At 60.6% G+C, this 21,481-nt stretch carries 20 protein-coding genes; 3 read left to right on the top strand and 17 right to left on the bottom strand.

Features of this window, described 5'->3' with window-relative positions:
- Window positions 1-2: 2 nt before the first annotated feature.
- The 5 genes from gcvPB to AC1Q64_RS08295 all read right to left on the bottom strand — a co-directional run bounded on the left by gcvPB (window position 3) and on the right by AC1Q64_RS08295 (window position 5,906).
- Window positions 3-1,424, bottom strand: coding sequence for an aminomethyl-transferring glycine dehydrogenase subunit GcvPB (gene gcvPB, locus AC1Q64_RS08315; protein WP_291432714.1), 1,422 nt, complete (start codon window positions 1,422-1,424; stop codon window positions 3-5).
- 1 nt (window position 1,425) lies between these two features.
- Complete coding sequence (gene gcvPA, locus AC1Q64_RS08310) at window positions 1,426-2,802, bottom strand: aminomethyl-transferring glycine dehydrogenase subunit GcvPA (RefSeq protein WP_492251014.1); 1,377 nt, start codon at window positions 2,800-2,802, stop codon at window positions 1,426-1,428.
- A gap of 179 nt (window positions 2,803-2,981) precedes the next feature.
- A complete protein-coding gene (locus tag AC1Q64_RS08305) occupies window positions 2,982-3,524 on the bottom strand; it encodes a sugar transferase (protein WP_492251013.1) in 543 nt (180 codons plus the stop codon).
- Between the two features lie 8 nt (window positions 3,525-3,532).
- The gene (locus AC1Q64_RS08300; RefSeq protein ID WP_492251012.1) at window positions 3,533-4,366 is read right to left on the bottom strand and encodes an aldolase/citrate lyase family protein; all 834 of its coding nucleotides are present in this window, start codon (window positions 4,364-4,366) and stop codon (window positions 3,533-3,535) included.
- Window positions 4,367-4,379: 13 nt separating this feature from the next.
- Window positions 4,380-5,906, bottom strand: coding sequence for a lipid II flippase MurJ (locus AC1Q64_RS08295; protein ID WP_492251011.1), 1,527 nt, complete (start codon window positions 5,904-5,906; stop codon window positions 4,380-4,382).
- 119 nt (window positions 5,907-6,025) lie between these two features.
- Here AC1Q64_RS08295 and lysS point away from each other — a divergent pair, with 119 nt between their 5' ends.
- The 3 genes from lysS to AC1Q64_RS08280 all read left to right on the top strand — a co-directional run bounded on the left by lysS (window position 6,026) and on the right by AC1Q64_RS08280 (window position 9,402).
- A complete protein-coding gene (gene lysS, locus AC1Q64_RS08290) occupies window positions 6,026-7,570 on the top strand; it encodes a lysine--tRNA ligase (protein ID WP_492251010.1) in 1,545 nt (514 codons plus the stop codon).
- Between the two features lie 120 nt (window positions 7,571-7,690).
- On the top strand, window positions 7,691-8,680 hold the full coding sequence (locus tag AC1Q64_RS08285) for a GGDEF domain-containing response regulator (protein WP_492251137.1): 990 nt from the start codon (window positions 7,691-7,693) through the stop codon (window positions 8,678-8,680).
- 62 nt (window positions 8,681-8,742) lie between these two features.
- The gene (locus AC1Q64_RS08280; protein ID WP_492251009.1) at window positions 8,743-9,402 is read left to right on the top strand and encodes a mechanosensitive ion channel family protein; all 660 of its coding nucleotides are present in this window, start codon (window positions 8,743-8,745) and stop codon (window positions 9,400-9,402) included.
- 60 nt (window positions 9,403-9,462) lie between these two features.
- On the opposite strand, the gene nagZ is transcribed toward AC1Q64_RS08280, so the two are convergent.
- The 12 genes from nagZ to AC1Q64_RS08220 form a co-directional block, all read right to left on the bottom strand.
- Window positions 9,463-10,554: a beta-N-acetylhexosaminidase gene (nagZ, locus tag AC1Q64_RS08275; protein WP_492251008.1), complete on the bottom strand. Its 1,092-nt coding sequence runs from the start codon at window positions 10,552-10,554 to the stop codon at window positions 9,463-9,465.
- Window positions 10,555-10,623: 69 nt separating this feature from the next.
- A complete protein-coding gene (acpS, locus tag AC1Q64_RS08270) occupies window positions 10,624-11,025 on the bottom strand; it encodes a holo-ACP synthase (RefSeq protein ID WP_492251007.1) in 402 nt (133 codons plus the stop codon).
- Between the two features lie 58 nt (window positions 11,026-11,083).
- Window positions 11,084-11,866: a pyridoxine 5'-phosphate synthase gene (locus AC1Q64_RS08265; RefSeq protein ID WP_492251006.1), complete on the bottom strand. Its 783-nt coding sequence runs from the start codon at window positions 11,864-11,866 to the stop codon at window positions 11,084-11,086.
- The gene (recO, locus tag AC1Q64_RS08260; RefSeq protein WP_291432725.1) at window positions 11,863-12,627 is read right to left on the bottom strand and encodes a DNA repair protein RecO; all 765 of its coding nucleotides are present in this window, start codon (window positions 12,625-12,627) and stop codon (window positions 11,863-11,865) included. The genes AC1Q64_RS08265 and recO overlap by 4 nt, the downstream gene beginning before the upstream one ends.
- A 92-nt stretch (window positions 12,628-12,719) precedes the next feature.
- Window positions 12,720-13,724 carry a GTPase Era gene (gene era, locus AC1Q64_RS08255; protein WP_291432726.1) on the bottom strand — a complete coding sequence of 335 codons (1,005 nt, stop codon included), beginning with the start codon at window positions 13,722-13,724 and terminating at the stop codon, window positions 12,720-12,722.
- A complete protein-coding gene (gene rnc / locus AC1Q64_RS08250; protein ID WP_492251005.1) occupies window positions 13,721-14,404 on the bottom strand; it encodes a ribonuclease III in 684 nt (227 codons plus the stop codon). Before rnc ends, era begins: the two co-directional genes overlap by 4 nt.
- Window positions 14,405-14,767, bottom strand: a complete 363-nt coding sequence (locus AC1Q64_RS08245; RefSeq protein ID WP_291432728.1) for a DUF4845 domain-containing protein — start codon at window positions 14,765-14,767, stop codon at window positions 14,405-14,407.
- 37 nt (window positions 14,768-14,804) lie between these two features.
- A complete protein-coding gene (gene lepB / locus AC1Q64_RS08240) occupies window positions 14,805-15,779 on the bottom strand; it encodes a signal peptidase I (protein WP_492251004.1) in 975 nt (324 codons plus the stop codon).
- A complete protein-coding gene (lepA, locus tag AC1Q64_RS08235; protein WP_121943428.1) occupies window positions 15,779-17,587 on the bottom strand; it encodes a translation elongation factor 4 in 1,809 nt (602 codons plus the stop codon). Before lepA ends, lepB begins: the two co-directional genes overlap by 1 nt.
- 511 nt (window positions 17,588-18,098) lie before the next feature.
- Window positions 18,099-19,547: a Do family serine endopeptidase gene (locus AC1Q64_RS08230; RefSeq protein WP_492251003.1), complete on the bottom strand. Its 1,449-nt coding sequence runs from the start codon at window positions 19,545-19,547 to the stop codon at window positions 18,099-18,101.
- A gap of 179 nt (window positions 19,548-19,726) precedes the next feature.
- Window positions 19,727-20,788, bottom strand: a complete 1,062-nt coding sequence (locus tag AC1Q64_RS08225; RefSeq protein WP_492251002.1) for a MucB/RseB C-terminal domain-containing protein — start codon at window positions 20,786-20,788, stop codon at window positions 19,727-19,729.
- Window positions 20,789-20,824: 36 nt separating this feature from the next.
- A complete protein-coding gene (locus tag AC1Q64_RS08220; RefSeq protein ID WP_492251001.1) occupies window positions 20,825-21,475 on the bottom strand; it encodes a sigma-E factor negative regulatory protein in 651 nt (216 codons plus the stop codon).
- Window positions 21,476-21,481: the final 6 nt, after the last annotated feature.

Below are 21,481 nucleotides of genomic sequence, written 5' to 3'. Positions count from 1 at the left end.
CCTTAAGTCTTGATATCGAGTCGCGCAATCTTGCGGCTCAGGGGAGCTCTGTCGACCAATGCCTCATCTGTCGCGTCTTCATTGAAGACGCGCTGGAAAATCTCAACCTGACGGTCAAGACTGGCTTTCGTTTCAGTCTCGGTGGGCTCGATAAGCATGGCCGACTTGAGATCACCCGGGAAATACACGCAACCCGCGCCCACTAATGTGGGTGGATGAATGCCGTAGTCAATGAGTCGTTTGGCAAACTGACGAGCAGAAGTATTGAGCCTTTCGCCGGACAGCAAGGTTTCATGCTTGCAGACTTGGCGATATACCGGCGGCAACATGGGTGCCAACCGGTGCTGCAGATAGTTGGCATTGAGTACCGCATTCTCCGAAGCCTCGCGCAATCCCTGCGCCCCCATTGTGCGCAGATAGCCATAGGCGCGCAGCAACACCCCCACATGGCCATGAAAGCTCTTCATTCGGCCAACGGACAGCAAACGATCGCTGTCCGGCTGGGCAATGCCATTCTTGCGGGTCACGACTGGGCCGGGCAAGTAGTCTGCAAGAGCGGCTTTCACCGCCACAGGGCCAGCCCCCGGGCCGCCTCCGCCATGTGGCGTAGAGAACGTCTTGTGCACATTCACATGCACCACATCAAACCCCATGTCACCAGGACGGACGATTCCCATCAACGCATTCAGATTTGCGCCGTCGTAGTACAGCAGTGACCCGTTGGCGTGCACGGCATCCGCGATATCCACGATCTGATCTTCAAACAAACCCAAGGTAGAAGGATTGGTCAGCATGAAGGCTGCCACATCAGGCGTCAACATCTCGCGCAGGGACACCATATCCACGCGACCCTTGATATCCGAAGGAACGATCCGGCACTCGAACCCAGCCATGGCCGCTGACGCGGGGTTGGTGCCATGGGCCGAATCAGGGACTAACACCACCGAACGTCGGGAGCCAATATGGGAAAAATGTTTGCGGATTACCAGCAGACCCGCTAACTCACCATGGGCTCCAGCGGCAGGCGCCAAGCAGCAGGCGTCCATGCCGGTGATTTCACTCACCATTTCCTGAAGACGTTCATACAACTCCCACAGACCGCGCAAAGTGTCCGAATCCTGCATCGGATGGGCGTTCTCGAAGCCAGGCAAATGAGCAAGCGCATCATTGCGCTTCGGGTTGTACTTCATCGTGCACGAACCCAGTGGATAAGGTCCGTTGTCCACCCCATGGGATTCCTGGCTCAGGCGAGTGAAGTGACGCACGACATCCACTTCACCCACTTCGGGCAAGCCAATTGCAGTGCGCTGACGAGCAAAGGATGGCAGCACTGGTGCCATGAGAGCCCCGCCTGCAAAAACGTCGCTGGCCGAGCCAGGGCGATGTAAATCAATAATGGACTGAGAGGGAGACGTGGCTGACATATCAGGACTCCTGCAGGCACGCACTCGCGTGTTTCACATACGCCTGTAAATCGGCATGACTCTTGGTCTCTGTCGCGGCAATCAGCAAGCCTCTTTCATGACCCACGAGCAACTTATCGATCGGCACGCCTGCAAAAACACCGCGATTGCACATGCGAGCACAGAACATGGCTGCATCCATTGGCAGTTCGACGGCAAACTCGTTGAAATGGTCGCCGCTGCGCAGTAACTTGACTCCCTCCAACCCCGTGACCAGCTCACGCAGCTGTAACGCTTTGGCTGCATTCGTTTGAGCGATACGCATGAAGTTGCGTTCGCCCAGACAGGCCAGATAAATTGCCACACGAATAGCATTGAGGGCTTGGTTGGAGCAGATGTGGCTCGTCGCCTTGTCACGGGCTACATGCTGCTCTCGATCCTCCTTTACCAATGCATAACCAAGCTTTCCATTGAGGTCATGCACTCTGCCGACCAGACGACCAGGCAGATAACGTTCAAGGGGTTTGGCGCACGCGATGATGCCAACATAGGGCCCACCAGCACTCAGGGGCAAGCCCAGAGGCTGCCCTTCGCACACCACGATGTCTGCACCAAGCGTGCCAGGCGCTTCCAGCCAGCCGCAAAGCAAGGGATTAACGCATACTGCAAGCAGCACATTGTTCGATTGACAAACCTGTGCAATCGCCTGGACATCCTCAATCACCCCCAAGGCATTCGGGCTTTGCAAGACAACACCAGCCACGTCACCAGCCAAGACCATATCCGCAATCGCTGCGATGTCTGCCATGCCAGTGTGTAAATCCTGTCCTACATACACCAGCTGAACGCCGCGGGGCATCAAGTAGGTGTCGAGTACCTCGCGATATTGCTGCCAGACAGCTTGAGCAACCACCACACGGCGTTTGCCGCTGGCAGAGCACATCATCCAGCAAGATTCGGCCAATGCGGTGGCGCCGTCGTAGACGGAGCAGTTCACACAGTCCTGCCCCAAAAGACGCCCTACCAGCACCTGGAACTCATACAGCGCTTGGAGCAGACCCTGACTCATTTCAGGCTGATAGGGGGTATACGCGGTCAAAAACTCCCCGCGCGAGACCATGGCATCCACTACTGCCGGAATGTAGTGCTCGTAAGCACCACAGCCGAGGAAACTAGAGTGGGACTGCACTGTGGCGTTCATATCCGCCATGGCGCGGACGTCACGCATGAGCTCCCATTCACTGAGAGCGGGGGGCAACCTGAGCGCACGACGCAACCGCACCTGCGCGGGTACATCAGCAAACAGCTGCTCTATCGAATGAAGCCCCATCACTTCCAGCATGGCTTCGACATCCGAGCCCGTGTGCACGTTAAAGCCGACGGGCGTTCTCTGCGTCACAGAGTCATTCTGTCTTTGGTTCACGGGATCAAAGCACCTGCTGAAAGGCGCGAAGTTGGACGAAAAAATGGGTAGAAAGATTATAGGGAGGCACCTCTTTCGAGACCACGAGGTAACGAACCCTCAACCCATGGTTTCAAGAGTAGCATGCACAGCTTCCTCGTTGCCGCAGGGCGAAACTAATTCGAAGCCGCCCCCCCAAGTCGCCTGATGGTCCAGACCAGTATTTGGAGGTCAAGCCAAACGCTCGCTTCACGGGCGTAGCGCAGATCAGCGTTGAGCCGCTGCTCATAAGTCGCATCAGACCGGTACAAAGCTTGTGCAAGCCCCGTGACGCCGGGACGCACACTGCAGCGCTCTGCCCAGTCGGCTTCCGTGTAGAGGCTGCGCTGCGCCGGCACATCCGGACGCGGACCAACCAGGCTCATATCACCCTTCAACACATTAACAAGCTGAGGCAGCTCGTCGATGCTGGTGCTGCGGATGAAACGACCTACGCGAGTGATGCGCGGATCCTTGTCGGTAGTGAAATAGGGGCCTATTTGTGCAGCGTTTGTCACCATGCTGCGAAATTTGTACATACCAAATTCGCGTCCATTCAGCCCTAGCCGGGTCTGCCGGAAAACCACCGGGAATCCTGTTTCTAAAGCAATCGCCAGCACAGCACCTAGCAGCAGCGGGCTCAGGACCAGCAGCGCCACCAAGGAAAGCACGATATCCACGCCCCGCTTCAATCCACTGCCTCCACAGTCCGCACGGACATGGACGTTGCGATAGAACGTATCACACTGCTGATGCGCAGCCTGTCTGCAGCGACCTGCTCGGGCGTACGCGTTGACAAGGTCTGCTCAGACTGCCGCAGGGCTGCAACCTCGGCCTCAAAGGTGTGCAGGGCTGCGCCCGGCTCATATGGCCGGTGAAAAGTGCGCGACAAAATCACGCCTTGTGAGCCCAAGCGAACATGCTCAGCCAACACATCACGGCCCGGAAGAAGCCCCTCGTCCAGCCGTGCGATGCCGCCAAAGCCAAAGCGCAGGCCATACGCACGGGCCTTGTGTGCCACGCTGTCCAGCATGCCCTGCTCCAGGGGCTCGAACATGAATCTGCAGCCCAGCGACAGATGCAAGTCGTTCAACCCCACAAACACTTCACGCAGACCAGGGGTATCAACCCAAGACTCCAGCGAATGCAGCGCACCCGCCGTCTCCAGAAGCGCAACGATGGGAACGCGCCCTGCCACAATGTGGCTGAAGGCGCGCAACTCGTCGGGGGTATCAAACATAGGCAGCATCACCGAGTCTGCACCTTGCGCCAGCACAGTGTCCAACTCCACGGCTGTGCCTTCGTGCAACGGGTTCACCCGCACCATGAGCTGCGACCGCTGCAGCTGGGCCTTGATACGGCCTACATCTTCGGGTTGGTGCGTGCTGATGAAAGTGTTCCGCCCAGCCTGGCGTGCGGCCTTGCCATTCCTTTCCAGATCGACAAACAAGCGCATACCGGGCAGCGCATCGCAACGGCGCGCCAGATCTGGGTCATTGGTGATCTGCAGAAAATCCATCATGGTTGGAGTCGGATTATGACCGCAGGGCCTGGCGCAATCCGGGGCCGACGAACCATCCGGACGCTATAACAACAATAGCAGAAACTACAGATGTAAAAAGCGCTTGAACCTGTTTTGATGCAGAAACCGCAGAAGATCCGACGCCCGCAAGGCCAAGCCATTGCGCCAAGGCCACCAAGGCTATCAGCACGACAAAGGGCGCAAGCAACGCTCTCACCGGCACCCAGCGCCGTATGGCAGGTATGCCCAGCGCGGCCCAGGCAACCACCGCAGCAGCAAGGAACCCAGCATTGAGTGCCCACATCAGCTGATGCCCCGCCGTGTAACCCACGGCCCCAACAACGAGCACGACCGCCAGGGCCAGCGCATAGGCCAGCACTGCAAAGCGCATGCGCCCCACGGTGGCCAAAATGGTCAAAGCCACAGCCAAAAGCGCTTGCGGCAACAAGCCCCAGGCGCCCACACTACCCCAGGCTGCAATCGGCACCAACGCTGAGGCGTGCATGCGCCCCCAGCCGAAGAGCACACTGGCAATAGCGGGCGCCCCCACCAACAACGCCGCTGCCGCTGCACAGGCCAATGTCCAGGCCAATATCAGGGCACTGCGTACGGCGGATGTCATTGCTTCCCCGTTTGAGTTGTCAGAGTCGGCTTGCCTCCCGTACGCGTGGGCAATGGCGGGGAAAGCCAGCGAAGCGACCAATTGGATGGCCAGAACCAACGGCAACTCCACCAGTTTCCACGCATAGTTGAAGGTGGCCAGAGCCCCCTCACCCGTACCGGAGGCGAAAGTACGCGCCACGAAGGGCAAGGTCAGCGGCAGACCTGCACCCAAGGCCGCCCACATCCAGATGCGCCAGCCGGGCAATGGTCCAGGCGCGGCGGAAGAAGAGATTTGGGAGTTGCCGTGGTGGTACAGCGGCCGCATGCGCCAGCCCTGCCACAACAGCCTGATGAACACCGCTACCAAAAGAAAGACACCCAACGTTGGCACCGCCCCCTCGCCCGTCGCAGATCCACGCGTACTCCAGAAGACCAGCGCCGCGATCAACACACCGTTGACCACCAGGTTCGCGCTATACAGCCCCAGAAAATCCCTCTCATGCTGCAGCCGCGTTGCCCACAGACCCGCCAGCATGGCAGCTGGCAACGCAACGGCACTCCAGACCAGCGCTTGACTGACCGAGCCCTCAAGGGACGCAGGCACCCCAGGCACCAGCAAAGCCCCCAATGAAGCGTGAGCAGCCACCATCGCACCGGCCAACAGGATGCTCCCCCCCAGCAAGTATCTGGCCACCCGATTTTGTGTGGCATTTTGCTGGGCAACCGACTCTCTCGCCCAATGCGGCAGCAGAACATAGGCCAACGCACCACTGACGAGCACGCCCGCAAGCCAATCAGGCAGAGTCAACATCACGATGGCCACATCTGCCATGCCTGAGCTGCCAAAGGCCGCAGCCAGTGCTGTTTCGCGCAACACCCCCAATACGCGACTGGCCAGCAACAACAGCAGCGAGAGGAGGCCAGCTTTAAGGAACATGCGGCAAATTATCCGGGCTCAGACGGGCACAAGCTCCCCACGGCACGTGCAAAAAACTAAAATCACGGGTTTTGGTTCGAACAACGCCTCTGAACGCCTCCATTTGCGGGCGGCTCTCCATGTCTGACAACACCACAACCCTCCCCCCTCAGGACGACAACCAACTCATCGCCGAGCGCCGCGAAAAGCTCCGCGCTCTGCGCGAGGCACAGGCCAACGGCGGTGGCGTTGCTTTCCCCAACAACTTCAAGCCCGGCCACAAGGCAGCACAGTTGCACCTGGAATACAGCGCTGCCACCAACGAGTCCCTGGAAGCCACGCCAGTGAACGTCTCCGTGGCAGGCCGCATGATGCTCAAGCGCGTGATGGGCAAGGCCAGCTTCGCGACGATCCAGGACGGCTCGCTGGGCGAAGTGGGCGGGCGCATCCAGCTCTATGTGACCCGTGACGCGGTGGGCGAAGAGTTGTACGCCGCCTTCAAGCACTGGGACCTGGGCGACATCGTGGGCGCCGAAGGTACGCTGATGAAAACCAAGACCGGCGAGCTGTCGGTCAAGGTGACCAGCCTGCGGCTGCTGACCAAGAGCCTGCGCCCCCTGCCCGACAAATTCCACGGCATGGCCGACCAGGAACAGAAGTACCGCCAGCGGTACGTGGACCTGATCACCGACGAGCAGGCCCGCAAGCGCTTCGTGGCGCGCAGCAAGGCCGTGAGCGGCCTGCGCGAGTTCATGGTGAGCCACGGCTTCCTCGAAGTCGAAACGCCCATGCTGCACCCCATCCCGGGCGGCGCCAATGCCAAGCCATTCGTGACGCACCACAATGCTTTGGAGCAGGAGATGTACCTGCGCATCGCGCCCGAGCTGTACCTGAAGCGCCTGATCGTGGGCGGCTTCGAGCGCGTGTTCGAAATCAACCGCAGCTACCGCAACGAGGGTATCTCGGTGCGCCACAACCCCGAGTTCACCATGATGGAGTTCTACGCGGCGTACTGGAACTACCTGGACCTGATGGACTTCACCGAGACGCTGATCCGTGAAGTGGCCCTCAAAGCCACTGGCTCGCTGCAGATGACCTACCAGGGCCGTGCGGTGGACCTGACCCAGCCTTTTGCACGACTGACCATCCGCGAAGCCATCTTCCAGTACACCGAGGCTGGTGCCCATGTGGACGACGCCGCCTGGCTCATCAGCGCGCTCAAGAAACTGGGCATGACCGAAGAGAAGGACAAGCTGTCGGCCCGCACGCTGGCCAGCCTGCAGGTGCTGTACTTTGAAGAAACGGTGGAGGACAAGCTGTGGCAGCCCACCTTCATCATGGAGCACCCGACTGAGATCTCGCCCCTGGCCCGTGCCAACGACACGCGCCCCGAGGTCACGGAGCGTTTTGAGCTGTACATCACCGGCCGTGAGTTCGGCAATGGCTTCAGCGAGCTGAACGACGCCGAAGACCAGGCCGCGCGCTTCCACGCCCAGGTGGCCGCCAAAGACAGCGGTGACGACGAGGCCATGTTCTACGACCATGATTTCGTGCGCGCGCTGGAATACGGCATGCCACCCACGGGGGGTTGCGGCATTGGTATTGACCGCCTCATGATGCTGCTGACTGACAGCCCCAGCATTCGCGACGTGATTCTGTTCCCTGCGTTGCGCCGGGAGTCCTGAGGCCTGATTTGCGTCGGAGGGCGGTCTGCGACCGCCCCCTCTACAAGTCAACAGGCACCAAGGAGACACACTGTGCCCTTCAGCTCCAGCAACGCCCCCTACCCTTCCAACGAGCCCCCCCTGCCCTCAGGCAACGCTTTTTCGGTGCTGGTGGTCGAAGACCAGGGCTCCGTGCGCGCGGCGCTGGTGGCCGAACTGCGGAGGGCAGGGGTGTCAGACATCTTCGAGGCGCCCGAGTGTCAGGCCGCGCTACACCTGTTCAAGACGCATCGACCCGATCTGGTGCTGCTGGACATCAAGCTGCCGGGCCAGGATGGCTACTGGGTGGCGCAGCAGATGCGCGAGAGCGAGGCGGGCGACTGGACGCCCATCATCTTCCTGTCGGGCCTGGACAACGAGCTGGATGTCTGGCGCGGCATTGAGGTGGGCGGCGACGACTACCTCGTCAAACCCGTCAAGCCTATCGTACTGATGGCCAAGCTGCGCGCCATGCGGCGCCTGCTGGACATGCGCCGCCGACTGGTGTCGATGTCGGCCGAGTTGCATGCCGCCAACCAGCGGCTCAACGAGATGGTGGAAATCGATGCCCTCACAGGCCTCGTCAACCGCCGCGGGTTCGACCGCATCCTGCACAACGAGATCTTGGCCGCGCGGCGTGACGGCACGCCGCTCACCCTGATGCTGTGCGACCTGGACCACTTCAAGCTCTTCAACGATGCCAGCGGCCATGTGCAAGGCGACGCCTGCCTGAAAGAGGTAGGCCGCCTGTTGCGCGAGGTCTGCGTGCGCCCCCGGGATGTGGCCTCACGCTACGGAGGGGAAGAGTTCGCCCTCATCCTGCCCAACACGCCCCGCTCGGGCGCCATGACCTTTGCACGCGCGTTGGGGCAGCTGCTCAAGGTGCGCGCGATTGCGCACGCTGACTCCCCGCTGGGTGACAGACTGACTCTGTCGGGCGGCATTACCACCTGCGTGCCAGACGACAGCACCAACGCCGAAAGCATGATCATGCGTGCCGACCAGGCGCTCTATGCTGCCAAGGCCCAGGGCCGCAACCGCTTCTTCAGTTTTGAAATGCAAATGGACACCGTGGAGCAATTGCGCAATTGAGTTTCTTCCACTTCTTTTCGTTTGACGCGACCGAACGCAACGCCCGTACCGCCGTCTCCCGCATGCAAGTTCTGAAAACCCGACTACCCGAATGGATGCAGGACTGGCTCGAAGTCATCATCCCGGGATCGCAGATTCTGCTCATCCTGTTCGCTGCGTGGCTGCTGCAACGCACCCTGCGCCGTCTGGTACGCCGTGCGAGTGCCCACTACCAACTGCCCAACGAGTTGGTGGTGCCCATCAACGGCCTGATCCGCTGGCTCATCATTGCAAGCGCCGTGCTGCTGGTGCTGGAGCGCATGGGGGTGTCGGCCACCGTGCTCTGGACCGCCTTCACCGGGTTTGCCACCGTGGGAGCCGTGGCGTTTTTCGCAGCATGGAGCGTGTTGTCCAACCTGTTCTGTGCGCTGCTGATCTTCACCGTGCGGCCCTTCAGGATTGGCGACTACATCGAGGTGCTGGACACTGCCGAAAAGCCCGGCGCCAAGGGGCGCGTGGTGGACATCAACCTGCTCTACACCACGCTGGAAGACCACGGCGCAGCAGCCGGTCACGTGGCTTGGCTGCAGATTCCGAATGCGCTGGTGTTCCAGCGCGTGGTGCGCAGGTTTCAGGGGGTGCCGCCGCCCCCTGCCCCGCCTGCGGCCACTGCGGATGCGGTAGCCAATGCCTCACCGGCCGCACCGACGCCTGTGACGCCAGGGCCCTTCAACACGCCCTAGCGGGTAGCCGCGCGGCACCGTAAGGGGTGGCGCCGTACCGGACACACCAAAACACGCAGGTCAGGGCAACAAGTCCAGCGCCTGCAGGTAGGCAGGCTGGTACATCAGTTCATCCCAGGCTTGCGGCAGGGTTTCGGGCAGCAACGCCAGGCGGCGGGATTCGCTGTCCACACTGGGTTGCCAGCGCCCCTGGTTACGGGCGTTGTCAAGGCCCGTGATGAGTTCGTCCACCGCCTTGCCATCACCCACGCTCTGGTTGCACAGCAGCACCAGGTCGCAACCCGCTTCCAACGCCGCCACGGCGGCATCGGTGTAGCTGACCACCTGGCCGTCCAGGCGGCGGGCCCCTTCCATGCTGAGGTCGTCGCTGAAGATGGCGCCGTCAAAACGCATCTGGCGGCGCAGGATGTCCTGCAGCCAGCGCTGCGAAAAACCGGCGGGGCGGCTGTCCACCTTGGGGTAGATCACATGGGCAGGCATCACGCTGGTGAGCGTGCTGCTGAGCCAGGGGTACGGCGCGGCGTCGTCGGCCAGGATCGCCTTGAGGCTGCGCTTGTCCACAGGCACCTCGGTGTGCGAGTCGGCCTTGACAAAGCCGTGGCCAGGAAAGTGCTTGCCACAGTTGGCCATGCCCGCCTGCAGCAGGCCGTGCATGAGGCTCTTGGCCAGCAGCGCCACCACACGGGGGTCGCGGTGGAAGGACCGGTCTCCGATCACTCCGCTTTCGCCCCAATCCAGGTCGAGCACGGGCGTGAAGCTGAAGTCCACACCGCAGGCGCGCAATTCGGTACCCAGCACATAACCCGCCGCCGTGGCCGCATTGGTGGCGCGCAGGGCGCCGCTGCCGGGCACAGCCTTGGCGCCCTTGCCGTCATCCATCCACATCTGTCCCAGCGCGCGCATGGGCGGCAGATGGGTGAAACCATCGGTGCGAAAGCGCTGCACGCGGCCGCCTTCGTGGTCCACACAGATCAGCAGGTCGTCGCGCACCGCCTTGATGCTGCTGGTGAGCTGCAGCAGCTGTGCGCGGTTTTCCCAGTTGCGGGCAAACAGGATGACACCACCCGTGAGTGGGTGCGCCAGGCGGCGGCGGTCATCGGCATTGAGGGTGGTGCCAGCGACGTCGAGGATGAGGGGGGCGTGTTCAGTCATGGGACGTTCCAAGGTCAATTTGCTACATTATCAATAGCTACCAGCACATATAAATCGAGCGCTTCAGTGCTATTTGGCTTGAATTTTCTCTACCACGCAGAAGCTGGCGGCATAGTCGGTCTCATCGGTCACGCTCAAGTGCGCCTGCAGGCCTTGGGCCTCAAACCAGTCCTTCAGCGCGCCGTGCAGCACGATCACGGGCTGGCCACTGCGCAGTTTGGCCACCTCGCAGTGACGCCATGTCATGGGCATGCGCATGCCCAGGCCGATCGCCTTGCTGAAAGCCTCCTTGGCAGAGAACCGCGTGGCCAGATAACGCAAACCCCGGTCGGGCCAGCGCGCGCTGCGTTCGCGCCAGGTGGCCAGTTCGCCCTCGGCCAGCACCTTTTCGGCAAACCGGTCGCCGTGGCGCACCAGGCTGGCCGCAATGCGACGCACGTCGCAGATGTCAGTGCCGATGCCGTAGATCATGAAATATCAGTAAAAACAACCGGTAGCGCTAGATGAATATGCACCGAAAGCTATCAAATCAGGAGTTATCAGCACTTGCAAACCCTTGGGCAATGCACTCCAGGTACGCCTGCACCGTCGCTGCGTAGCCCAGCTCCAGCGCATCGGCAATCAGCGCATGGCCAATCGAGACCTCCAGAACGCCCGGCACTTCGCGCACAAAAGCCGCAAGGTTGTCCCGGTTGAGGTCATGGCCAGCGTTGACGCCCAATCCGACATCCCGCGCAGCCTGGGCGGCTGCGGCATAGCGTTTGAGCTCGGCCGCCTGCTGCGCCGAGCCCCAGGCAGCGGCATAGGGCTCGGTGTACAGCTCCACCCGGTCAGCTCCCACGGCCTTGGCAGCTGCCATCTGCTCGGGCACCGGGTCCATGAAGAGGCTCACGCGCACGCCCAGCGCCTTGCATTCGGCCACCAGGGGCGCCAGCCGCTCGGCATCTTGCGGAAAGTTCCAGCCATGGTCGCTGGTGAACTGGTCTTCGCTGTCGGGCACAAAGGTCGCCTGGTGCGGGCGAACCTGGCGGATGAAGTCCATCAGATTCTGCGACGGGTTGCCCTCGATGTTGAATTCGCGGTCGGGCCAGGCCTTCATCAGCGTCGCCAGCTCATGCACGTCCTGGCTGCGGATATGGCGTTCGTCGGGCCGGGGGTGCACCGTGATGCCCTGCGCACCCGCTTGCAGGCACAACTCGGCGGCGCGGGTGACGCTGGGAATGCCCAGGTGTCGCGTGTTGCGTACCAAGGCCACCTTGTTGACGTTCACGGACAAAGCGGTGCGCTGGAGAGAGTGGGAGGATGGATTCATAGGGCCTGCAAATCGATCATGAGCTGGCGGGTACGCAGCGTCGGGCTGCCGCAATGGTATTGCAGCAGGGCGCGCAGCTGCGGCTTGAGTTCGGTCGCCACGGGGGCACATGCGCGCAAGGTGGCGGTGTAGCTGGCCACATCATCCAGGCCACGCTGCAAAGCCAGCCACTGGTTTCCCAGCAGGCCCGCGCGGTCCGCTGCAGATGCCGCGCGCAAGCCCCCTTCGGGCACCAGCGTGTAGCGGGTATCGGGTTTCAGAGGGGCGAAGGTCATGGTCTGCACATCCAGGCCTGGCAACAAGCCGATCTCGCGCAGGAGGAGGAGCTCAAAACTGCGCAGTACCGCCTCCAGCGCATCGCCGTGTTCGCTGGCCAGCACGCGCACCACCCCGGCGTAGGCATCAAACAATGCCGGGTGCGGGTCTGCCCTTGCCATCAGGCGCAGCAGCAGCTCGTTGAGGTACATGCCCGACAGCAGAGCATCGCCCGTGGGCATCACATGCCCCCCCACCCATTCGGCGCCCTTGAGCGTGTGGATGTCCGCATGGCCATCGCCCGTGAGCGTATAGGTCACCAGCAAGGGCTGCAGCGGCAGCAGCACCGGGCGAAAGTTGGAGCTGGGCTTCTTGGCCCCTTTGGCCACCAGCGCGGTTCGCCCTTGCCGGCGGCAGAAGACCTCCAGGATCAGGCTGGATTCACTCCAGTCGTAGCTGTGCAGCACGAACGCGGGTTCATCGGAGATGCGCTTGGCAACGGCCACGGTGCTGCTGGAAGGGGTGGTGTGATAGGACCGCCACTGACACCTGCCGTCGTGTGGGCTGGCAGCCAGGCAGAAAGATCAGGGTTCAGAACTCACTCGTAGCCAAAGGAGCGTACACGGGCTTCGTCGTCAGCCCAGCCAGAGCGGACCTTGACCCACAGCTCCAGGAACACCTTGGCATCCATGAGCTTTTCCAGCTCCTGACGGGCCTCGGTGCCAATGCGCTTCAAGCGCTCGCCCTTGTCACCGATGACCATCATCTTGTGGTTGTCACGCTCAACCACGATGGTGGCGGCGATCTTGACCAGGCGCTTGTGCTGCTTGCTCTTTTCCTCCTCGAACTTGTCGATGACCACGGTCGAGGTATATGGCAGTTCGTCGCCCGTGAAGCGAAACAGCTTCTCGCGCACGGTTTCGGAGGCCAGGAACTTCTCGCTGCGGTCGGTCAGTTCGTCCTCGCCGTACCACCAGGCCTGCTCGGGCAGGTATTTGGCGCAGATGCCAAACAAGCGCTCGATGTCGCCCTTGTTCTTGGCCGACATGGGCACGAACTCGGCAAACGGGTGGCGCTCCTGCATGCTCTTGAGCCAGGGGGCAAGCTCTGCACGGCGGTGCACCATGTCCAGCTTGTTGGCCAGCAATAGCGTGGGAATACCCGGTTTGAACAGCGACAGCACTTTGGCGTCAGCCAGGGTGAAGTTGCCGGCTTCCACCACAAAGAGGATCAGGTCCACGTCGCCAATCGCACCCATCACGGTCTTGTTCAGCGACTTGTTGAGCGCGGTGGCATGCCGGGTCTGGAAGCCCGGGGTGTCCACAAAAATGAACTGCGTCTGCTCCAGAGTGCGAATGCCCGTGATGCGGTGGCGCGTGGTCTGCGCCTTGCGCGAGGTGATGCTGATCTTCTGCCCCACCAGGGCATTGAGCAGGGTGGACTTGCCCACGTTGGGCTTGCCAACAATAGCGATCACGCCACAGCGTTGGCCAGGCACGGCAGCCGGAGCCCCCGCAGCAGCCAGCATGGCTTCCAGATCGTTTTGCACCGGGGCGCCTTCAGCACCAGCGTCAGTAGCTACATCTTTGGTAGCGTCATTCATAAATTCTTTGCTTTCAATGTGGCCAGCATGGCTGCAGCGGCAGCTTGCTCACCCGCCCTGCGTGAACCGCCAATGCCACGCTCGCTCAGGCCCAGTTCGGGAATATCGCACTCGACGTCGAAGGTCTGGCGGTGGGCCGCACCCACCGTCGCCACCACTTTGTACTGCGGCAGCTTCATTTTGCGACCCTGGAGCCACTCCTGCAACGCGGTTTTGGCGTCCTTGGACGCAGCCTGCATCTGCGGGTTGATCTCCACACCCTGAAAAAGGCGGTGCACCAGCGCTTCTGCGCTGGCGTAGCCAGCATCCAGATACACCGCCCCAATCAGGGCCTCCAACGCGTCCGCCAGTATGGAAGGACGCTGCTGCCCCCCCGACTTGGCTTCACCCTCGCCCAGACGCAACACTTCGGACACTTTGAGCCGCAGGGCCAGCTGGTGAAGGGTGTCCTGCTTGACCAGGTTGGCACGCACCCGCGAAAGATCGCCTTCTGGCAATTCTGACAATCGCTGGTACAGCAGGCTGGCCACCGCCAGGTTCAAAACGGAGTCGCCCAGGAATTCAAGCCGCTCGTTGTGGTCCGCTGAGAAACTGCGGTGCGTGGTGGCACGCTGGAGCAGCGAAGGATCGGCAAACACATGCTGCAGGCGGCCCTGCAGCGCTAAAAGACCGGGCTGCACCTAGTTGGTCTGCGCTTCAAAGCGGTAGACCAGATAAGCTGGACCCGCCAGAGCAATCTCGCGCGAGTATTTGAACGACACCACCACCTTGTCGCCACGCTTTGTCACCTCAAGGTCAGACCCCTTGATGGACTTGATGTCATCAATGGCCGCAGCACGATCAAACGCTGCGCGCACCCCGGGCACCGTACTCTCCACCTTGGCCTTCTCAATGGCCTTCTTCGCAGATACGTACTCCAGAAAGATCGGCACCGACTGTCCGCCAATGGCAAACGCGGCTACAGCCATCACCCCCACAAAAATCAACCCGAAAAACGACAGCCCGCGTTGGCTTGAGCGGCTTGCAGTGCGATATGTCTTCATCAATCACCCCCTCAATGTAATTTGCAATCGCCCGCACTCAATGGAACGGGCCGATACGCTTGAGATTACCGAAATTCATCCAGACAAAAAAGGCCTTGCCCACGATGTTGCCCTCCGGCACAAACCCCCAGTAACGGGAATCCAGCGAGTTGTCGCGGTTGTCGCCCATCATGAAGTAGTGCCCGTCCGGCACCTTGCAAGTGACACCTTCCACACTGTAGCGGCAGTTTTCGCGATAGGCAAAATTGCTGGCCCCTTGCACGAAGGCAGGCACATCAGGGTTGTTCAACAGCCGGTGCGGCTGGTCTCCCAGCTGCTCTTCAAATTGCTTGAAATACCGCATCGAGTCTTCTTCAAAGAAGTCTGGCAATGCCTTGGTGTCAACAGCTTTACCGTTGATGGTGAGGCGCTTGTTGATATAGGCCACCTCATCGCCCGGCACCCCCACCACACGCTTGATGTAGTCCATGCTGGGCTGCGGTGGATAGCGGAATACCAGAACATCGCCGCGCACTGGCCCGGTGCCCTCGGTCAAGCGCGTGTTGATGACAGGCAACCGAATGCCATAGGTGAATTTGTTCACCAAAATCAGGTCGCCCACGAGCAGGGTTGGGATCATGGAGCCCGATGGAATCTTGAAGGGCTCGAAAAGAAACGAGCGCAAGAAGAACACAGCCGCGATCACCGGGAACAGCCCAGCTGTCCAGTCCAACCACCAAGGTTGCATGAGAATGCGGCCCTTGGCTTCCTGTACATCCACATCCACCTTCTGGATGCCCATGCGGTCCAGCTCTGCACGCCGCTCGGTGGCAGCATCCTCGATGGCCTGCGCTGCTTGGCGCCGCCGGGGCAGAAAATACATGCGCTCTGCCAGCCAGTAGACGCCGGTGACAACCGTCGCCAGAAACAGGAGCAGCGCGAAGTTGCCCTCGATAGCGCCGGTATACCAGGCACCGATGTAGCCGACGAAGGCCGTCAGTACCAGCGACGTCAAAATTTGCATGAATTGCATCAGTCTTCCACCTGCAAAATGGCCAGGAACGCCTCTTGAGGCACCTCGACCGATCCGATCTGCTTCATGCGCTTTTTGCCTGCTTTCTGCTTCTCAAGAAGCTTGCGTTTGCGGGTGATGTCGCCCCCATAACATTTGGCCAACACGTTCTTGCGCAATGCCTTGATGGTCTCGCGCGCAATGATGTTGGCCCCGATGGCCGCCTGTATGGCCACGTCGTACATCTGACGGCTGATGATCTCGCGCATCTTGGCGACCACCGCGCGGCCGCGGTACTGCGACTGCGAGCGGTGCACGATGATGGACAAGGCATCCACCTTTTCGCCGTTGAGCAGGATATCGACCTTCACCACATCGGAGGCACGGTACTCCTTGAACTCATAGTCCATGGAGGCATAGCCACGCGAGACCGATTTGAGCTTGTCGAAGAAGTCGAGCACGATTTCGCCGAGTGGCATTTCGTAAGTGAGCATCACTTGGCGACCGTGATATGCCATATTCATTTGCACACCACGCTTCTGGTTGGCAAGCGTCATCACCGGGCCCACATAGTCCTGCGGCATGTACAGATGGACCGTCACGATGGGCTCGCGGATTTCCTCCAGGCGCCCCTGGTCAGGCATCTTGGAAGGGTTCTCGACCATGATCACTTCGCCGTCGGCCTTGACCACCTCATAAACCACACTGGGGGCGGTCGTGATGAGGTCCTGGTCGAATTCGCGCTCCAGTCGCTCTTGCACGATCTCCATGTGCAACAGTCCGAGGAAACCACAGCGGAAACCAAATCCCAGCGCCTGACTCACCTCGGGCTCGTAGTGCAGTGAGGCGTCGTTGAGCTTGAGTTTCTCTAGCGCGTCGCGCAACGAGTCGTACTCGCTGGCTTCGGTGGGGTAAAGACCTGCAAACACCTGGGGCTGGATTTCCTTGAAACCCGGCAGCGCTTCAGTTGCGGGCCCTGCATTGTTGGGGAGCTTCTTTTCAAGCGTGATGGTGTCGCCTACCTTGGCGGCCTGCAACTCCTTGATACCAGCAATGATGTAGCCCACCTGCCCCGCATCGAGGGAATTTCGCGGTTCGTTGGCGGGCGTGAACACCCCCAGGTTGTCGGCGTTGTACACCGCGCCCGTGGCCATCATCTTGATGCGCTCGCCCTTGAGCAAGCGGCCATCGACCACACGCACCAGCATGACCACGCCCACATAGCTATCGAACCAACTGTCGATGATCATCGCGCGCAGTGGCCCATCGGCATTGCCACGTGGTGCGGGCACCTTGGCAACAATCGCTTCCAGAATCTCATCGATACCCATACCGGTCTTGGCAGAGCAAGGGATCGCGTCGGTGGCATCAATGCCGATCACATCTTCGATTTCGGCCTTGGCGTTGTCTGGATCGGCGTTGGGCAGATCCATCTTGTTGAGCACCGGCACCACTTCTACACCCAGGTCCAGAGCGGTGTAGCAGTTGGCCACAGTCTGCGCTTCTACCCCTTGCGATGCATCCACCACCAACAGCGCACCCTCACATGCAGACAACGAACGACTCACCTCATACGAGAAGTCCACATGCCCTGGCGTGTCGATCAAGTTGAGGTTGTAGACCTGCCCATCCTGGGCCTTGTACTGCAGCGCAGCGGTCTGCGCCTTGATGGTTATCCCACGCTCTTTTTCGATATCCATCGAGTCCAGAACCTGGGCCTCCATCTCACGATCAGCAAGACCTCCGCACCGCTGAATCAAGCGGTCGGCAAGCGTCGACTTGCCATGGTCGATGTGCGCAATGATGGAAAAATTTCTGATGTGATTCATCAACGGAAAGCGTCAAGTGATTGAATTAAAACAGCGCGCACAAGAAAAAAGGGCGCGTCGAGTGGCGACGCGCCCTGAACCAACAATCATTGGCAACTGCGATAGTTGGAGCTTCATTGTAGGCAAAAAGGCCGCCTGAAAAAGCCCACCCCTCGGTATCCGAGGGAAGTTGCCAGGGTGCAACAGGAATTTTATACACAGTTTATGCACAGTCTGCACAGGAACAACGCTGGACAACTTGTGGGTGAGCTGTGGATCAACTGTGCATTGCACAAAAACATCCCACATCGTGAACAGAGCGCCAGTCGATATGCAGATAAGCGTTGAACGCAAGTCTCTATTCTATCGAAACTGGTTGATGGATCTCTAAAAAGTTAGCAAAAGCTAACATCTAGACAGATCCGGACGCTGCAAACTGCACATCGAAAAAATCGTCACCTGCCGCAATGGCCCCCTCACGAAGTAGGGAATCGCCCCGTGCGGGGCCATCCCCTCTGGGTCTCATGGCGCATCACCTGCCGGGGCGAATCAGCGCGTACTGCGCCCATTCACCGCGGCGATACAGCACGTTGATGGACTTGCTCTTGTCAGCCTTGGACAACACGGACTCAAACTCCTTCACGCCCGCCACTTCGGTGTTGGCGACCGACAGGATGATGTCCCCCTCGCGGAGGCCAGCGCGTGCTGCCGCGTCCGTGGCGGTAGCTACTACCACACCGCCCTTGAGCTTGAGTTCTTTCTTCTGTGCATCCGTCAGGTCCGTCACTGACAACCCGATCTGCTGCGCAGCGGCAGAGGCCTTGGGCTTCTCCTCGCGCTCGGTCACTTTGGTGGCAGGCTTGTCAGGCTCAATCTCCGCGATGGTGATGGCCAGATCACGGGACGCACCGCGACGGAACACCGTCACCGAACTACGGTTGCCTGGTTTGGTGTTGCCGACCAAGCGTGGCAAGTCTGCCACCTTCTCGATGGGCTTGCCATCGAAGCGCGTGATGATGTCACCCGCCTCCACTCCAGCTTTGTCGGCAGGTGATCCTGCTTCCACACCAGTCACCAGAGCACCTTGCGCCTTGCCCAGCCCAATCGACTCAGCAACATCCTTGGTGACTTGCCCGATCTGCACACCGATGCGGCCACGCGTCACACGCCCCGACGCGCGCAGCTGCTCACTCACGCGGATGGCTTCGTCCATGGGAATGGCGAACGAGATACCCATAAACCCGCCCGAACGGGAATAGATCTGGCTGTTGATACCCACCACCTCACCACGCATATTGATGAGTGGCCCGCCAGAATTTCCGGGGTTGATGGCAACATCTGTCTGGATGAAGGGAAGGTAATCACCCGTATCGCGCTGCTTGGCACTGACGATGCCCGCAGTGACCGTGTTTTCCAGCCCAAAGGGCGAGCCAATCGCCATCACCCACTCACCCACTCGAAGGCGACTCACATCCCCCACTTTCACAGCAGGCAGTCCAGATGCCTCAATTTTCACAACGGCAACATCGGTGCGCTTGTCTGCGCCCACGATGCGCGCCTTGAACTCGCGCTTGTCGGTCAAGGTCACGATGACCTCATCAGCGCCGTCAACCACATGCGCGTTGGTCATCACAAACCCGTCAGAGGTCAAGATGAACCCCGAGCCCACGCCGCGCGGCTGAGCCTCTTCTTCCTGCTGAGGCCGCTGGGGCCTCTGCTGACGAGGAACATTGGGGATAGGCACCCCAAACCGGCGAAAGAATTCCAGCATCTCTTCGTCCATGCCATTGGCATTGGCCCGACTGGACGCTTTCTCCACGGTGCGGATATTGACCACTGAAGGCCCCACCTGATCCACCAGATCGGTGAAATCAGGCAAGCCGCGAACCAGCGGGGCGGGTTGTGCCAACGCCGCATGGGGCGCTACCGAGACTGTGGCCAGACCACCCATCAGGCATGCCACTGCCAACGAACGCAACATACTTCCATCAAACTTCGGCATCTTCGACCTTTCTTGATTCTTGGCGAATGCTGTTCACGAATTGTGTGAGACTGTGAAGAGTGTGAGGCCAAATGGTTCCGTGCATGTGTGGCGCCCTCCATGCCCACACAGCCAGGCACGCCCCCATGCGATATGCCTGGCAGACCGCCCTGCGTCTGTCAACGCAGGCGTTCCAGCTGACCTACAAAAAGGCGAAGTGTCTGCAGGGGTACCTCTCCCACTGCGGTCAACCACATGTCTGACGGCCCACGCTGGGCCACCAACTGTGTGGCGCCCATGCTGGACACCTGGGGCTGAGTGGGGTGGCGCTGGGGATCGAAGGGCTCCAAAAACAACGATACCGAGGCCAGCCCATCGGAGTAAAGACACTGCAAGACACTGGAGGCATCTGGCGCGTCAGACACCGCCCTTCGGTGACAACTGACAGGCACAAACCCCGCTACGGGCTGGCGCAAGGCCCAACCTTCGGCCTTGGCTGTGGTCTTGACCACCGAGGGTGCTACCACCTTGTAACCCGAAGTAGCGTCCATCAGACGCGACAGCTGATCGACCTTCACTGGCGCATTGAGATCCAGCTCGGAGAAAGCCGCTTGCTCCAAGACCCGACCATCAGCCGCCAGCGTCTGCAGCTTCACCACCAGCCCGGTTTCGCGCTCGCTCCAGAGCCGGTAACCGAAGCGCAGGGTGTCTGAAGGCTGGAACCAGACCACATCCGACACGAAGCCAGCCACCCGCTCCTGCCCCAGCAGGCGGGGCGTGTAAAACTGGGCGATCGATGTGCCACTGACCACAGGTACACGTGGAAACAGCCCGGATGCATCGCGACGGTCTGACCGCACAACACGCGCCTGGTGCAGGAAGGTACGAACCTCGTCATTGCGGCGATAGACCGTGCGCGGTGTGCCACTGAGCGACTCGACCCGCTCCAGTTGTTGCTGGCCTTCGCATGCATGCCAGATGCGCGAACTGGACATGGCCCCGTTGGCCGACAACACCACAAAGGTCCCGGCATAGGTTCGGCTGCAGGGTGCGCTGTGCATGCGCTCGATCCACTGCGCCATACCGCGCTCGGCCACTGCGCTGTTAGTTGAATCGGAGGACGAGGCAGGAGCCCCCGCCGCAGACGCCGCGCACAATCCGCACAGCGCGGCAGCTATCAGCGAGCCAAACCATCGAACCCAGTGAACTCCAAAAACCTTCGCTGCTCCAGAGAGGTTCATCACACGATCTCAGCGCTAGAAATTGCCGTCCACACTTCAGCGGCCAGGGGTCTCAAAAGTAGCGTTGCGCAAAAAGCCAGCAGGCATCTGCAAGGCCGATGTGCTGCCAAACTGCTTATGGGCTGCCAGCAACTCATCCAATCGAGGGTCCCGGATCATCACCTGCTGGCCGTCCGCATCGGTAACTGCCACGACAGGCGCGCCTTGCGCTACCGAACGCTCAGGGGAAGCAACAGCCAGCTGAGCACCCGCCCCGCCTGCGCCCTGCAGTTGGGAGAACGAGGTCCAGCCAATGGCTGCCACTGCAGCCAGCGACGCAAAACCCGCAACCATCTTCCAACGGAATACCGAAGCGTTGGCTGCTACAGGCAGGTGGACCGCTACGTTGCCCAACTGCGCGGGAACATGGGGACGCTGCGGCAGAGCCTCCTTGGCAAGCTCTTCGCGCAAGCGGGACAGAAACACCGGATTTGCTGGGCGCGCCAAGTCAGAAGAGCGCAACACATCACCGACGAGGTGATAAACCTCCCATGTGCAGCGGCCTTCGTCTTCCGACGCCCAAGCCAGTGCTTCGGCAAACTCATCGCCATTCAGTTGACCATCCGCCAGCGCCGATAGCTGCTCATCCCGCCCCCCGGGCAAGCTGACACCCGCCGAAGCGGTGATACCTGTTTGTGCCTTGTTCATTCGATC

This window comes from Acidovorax sp. GW835-FHT14G06, from assembly GCF_058793595.1.
The sequence above is the reverse complement of the archived record's forward strand: the minus strand, read 5'-3'. Positions and strand labels throughout refer to the sequence as shown.

Bases quoted from the DNA above. Each gene is read 5' to 3' on its own strand.
- gcvPB (WP_291432714.1), bottom strand. From the start codon at position 1,424: ATGTCAGCCACGTCTCCCTCTCAGTCCATTATTGATTTACATCGCCCT.
- AC1Q64_RS08300 (WP_492251012.1), bottom strand. From the start codon at position 4,366: ATGATGGATTTTCTGCAGATCACCAATGACCCAGATCTGGCGCGCCGT.
- AC1Q64_RS08295 (WP_492251011.1), bottom strand. From the start codon at position 5,906: ATGTTCCTTAAAGCTGGCCTCCTCTCGCTGCTGTTGTTGCTGGCCAGT.
- lysS (WP_492251010.1), top strand. From the start codon at position 6,026: ATGTCTGACAACACCACAACCCTCCCCCCTCAGGACGACAACCAACTC.
- AC1Q64_RS08280 (WP_492251009.1), top strand. From the start codon at position 8,743: ATGCAAGTTCTGAAAACCCGACTACCCGAATGGATGCAGGACTGGCTC.
- nagZ (WP_492251008.1), bottom strand. From the start codon at position 10,554: ATGACTGAACACGCCCCCCTCATCCTCGACGTCGCTGGCACCACCCTC.
- acpS (WP_492251007.1), bottom strand. From the start codon at position 11,025: ATGATCTACGGCATCGGCACTGACATCTGCGACGTGCGTCGCATTGCG.
- AC1Q64_RS08265 (WP_492251006.1), bottom strand. From the start codon at position 11,866: ATGAATCCATCCTCCCACTCTCTCCAGCGCACCGCTTTGTCCGTGAAC.
- era (WP_291432726.1), bottom strand. From the start codon at position 13,724: ATGAATGACGCTACCAAAGATGTAGCTACTGACGCTGGTGCTGAAGGC.
- AC1Q64_RS08245 (WP_291432728.1), bottom strand. From the start codon at position 14,767: ATGAAGACATATCGCACTGCAAGCCGCTCAAGCCAACGCGGGCTGTCG.
- lepB (WP_492251004.1), bottom strand. From the start codon at position 15,779: ATGCAATTCATGCAAATTTTGACGTCGCTGGTACTGACGGCCTTCGTC.
- lepA (WP_121943428.1), bottom strand. From the start codon at position 17,587: ATGAATCACATCAGAAATTTTTCCATCATTGCGCACATCGACCATGGC.
- AC1Q64_RS08230 (WP_492251003.1), bottom strand. From the start codon at position 19,547: ATGTTGCGTTCGTTGGCAGTGGCATGCCTGATGGGTGGTCTGGCCACA.
- AC1Q64_RS08225 (WP_492251002.1), bottom strand. From the start codon at position 20,788: ATGAACCTCTCTGGAGCAGCGAAGGTTTTTGGAGTTCACTGGGTTCGA.
- AC1Q64_RS08220 (WP_492251001.1), bottom strand. From the start codon at position 21,475: ATGAACAAGGCACAAACAGGTATCACCGCTTCGGCGGGTGTCAGCTTG.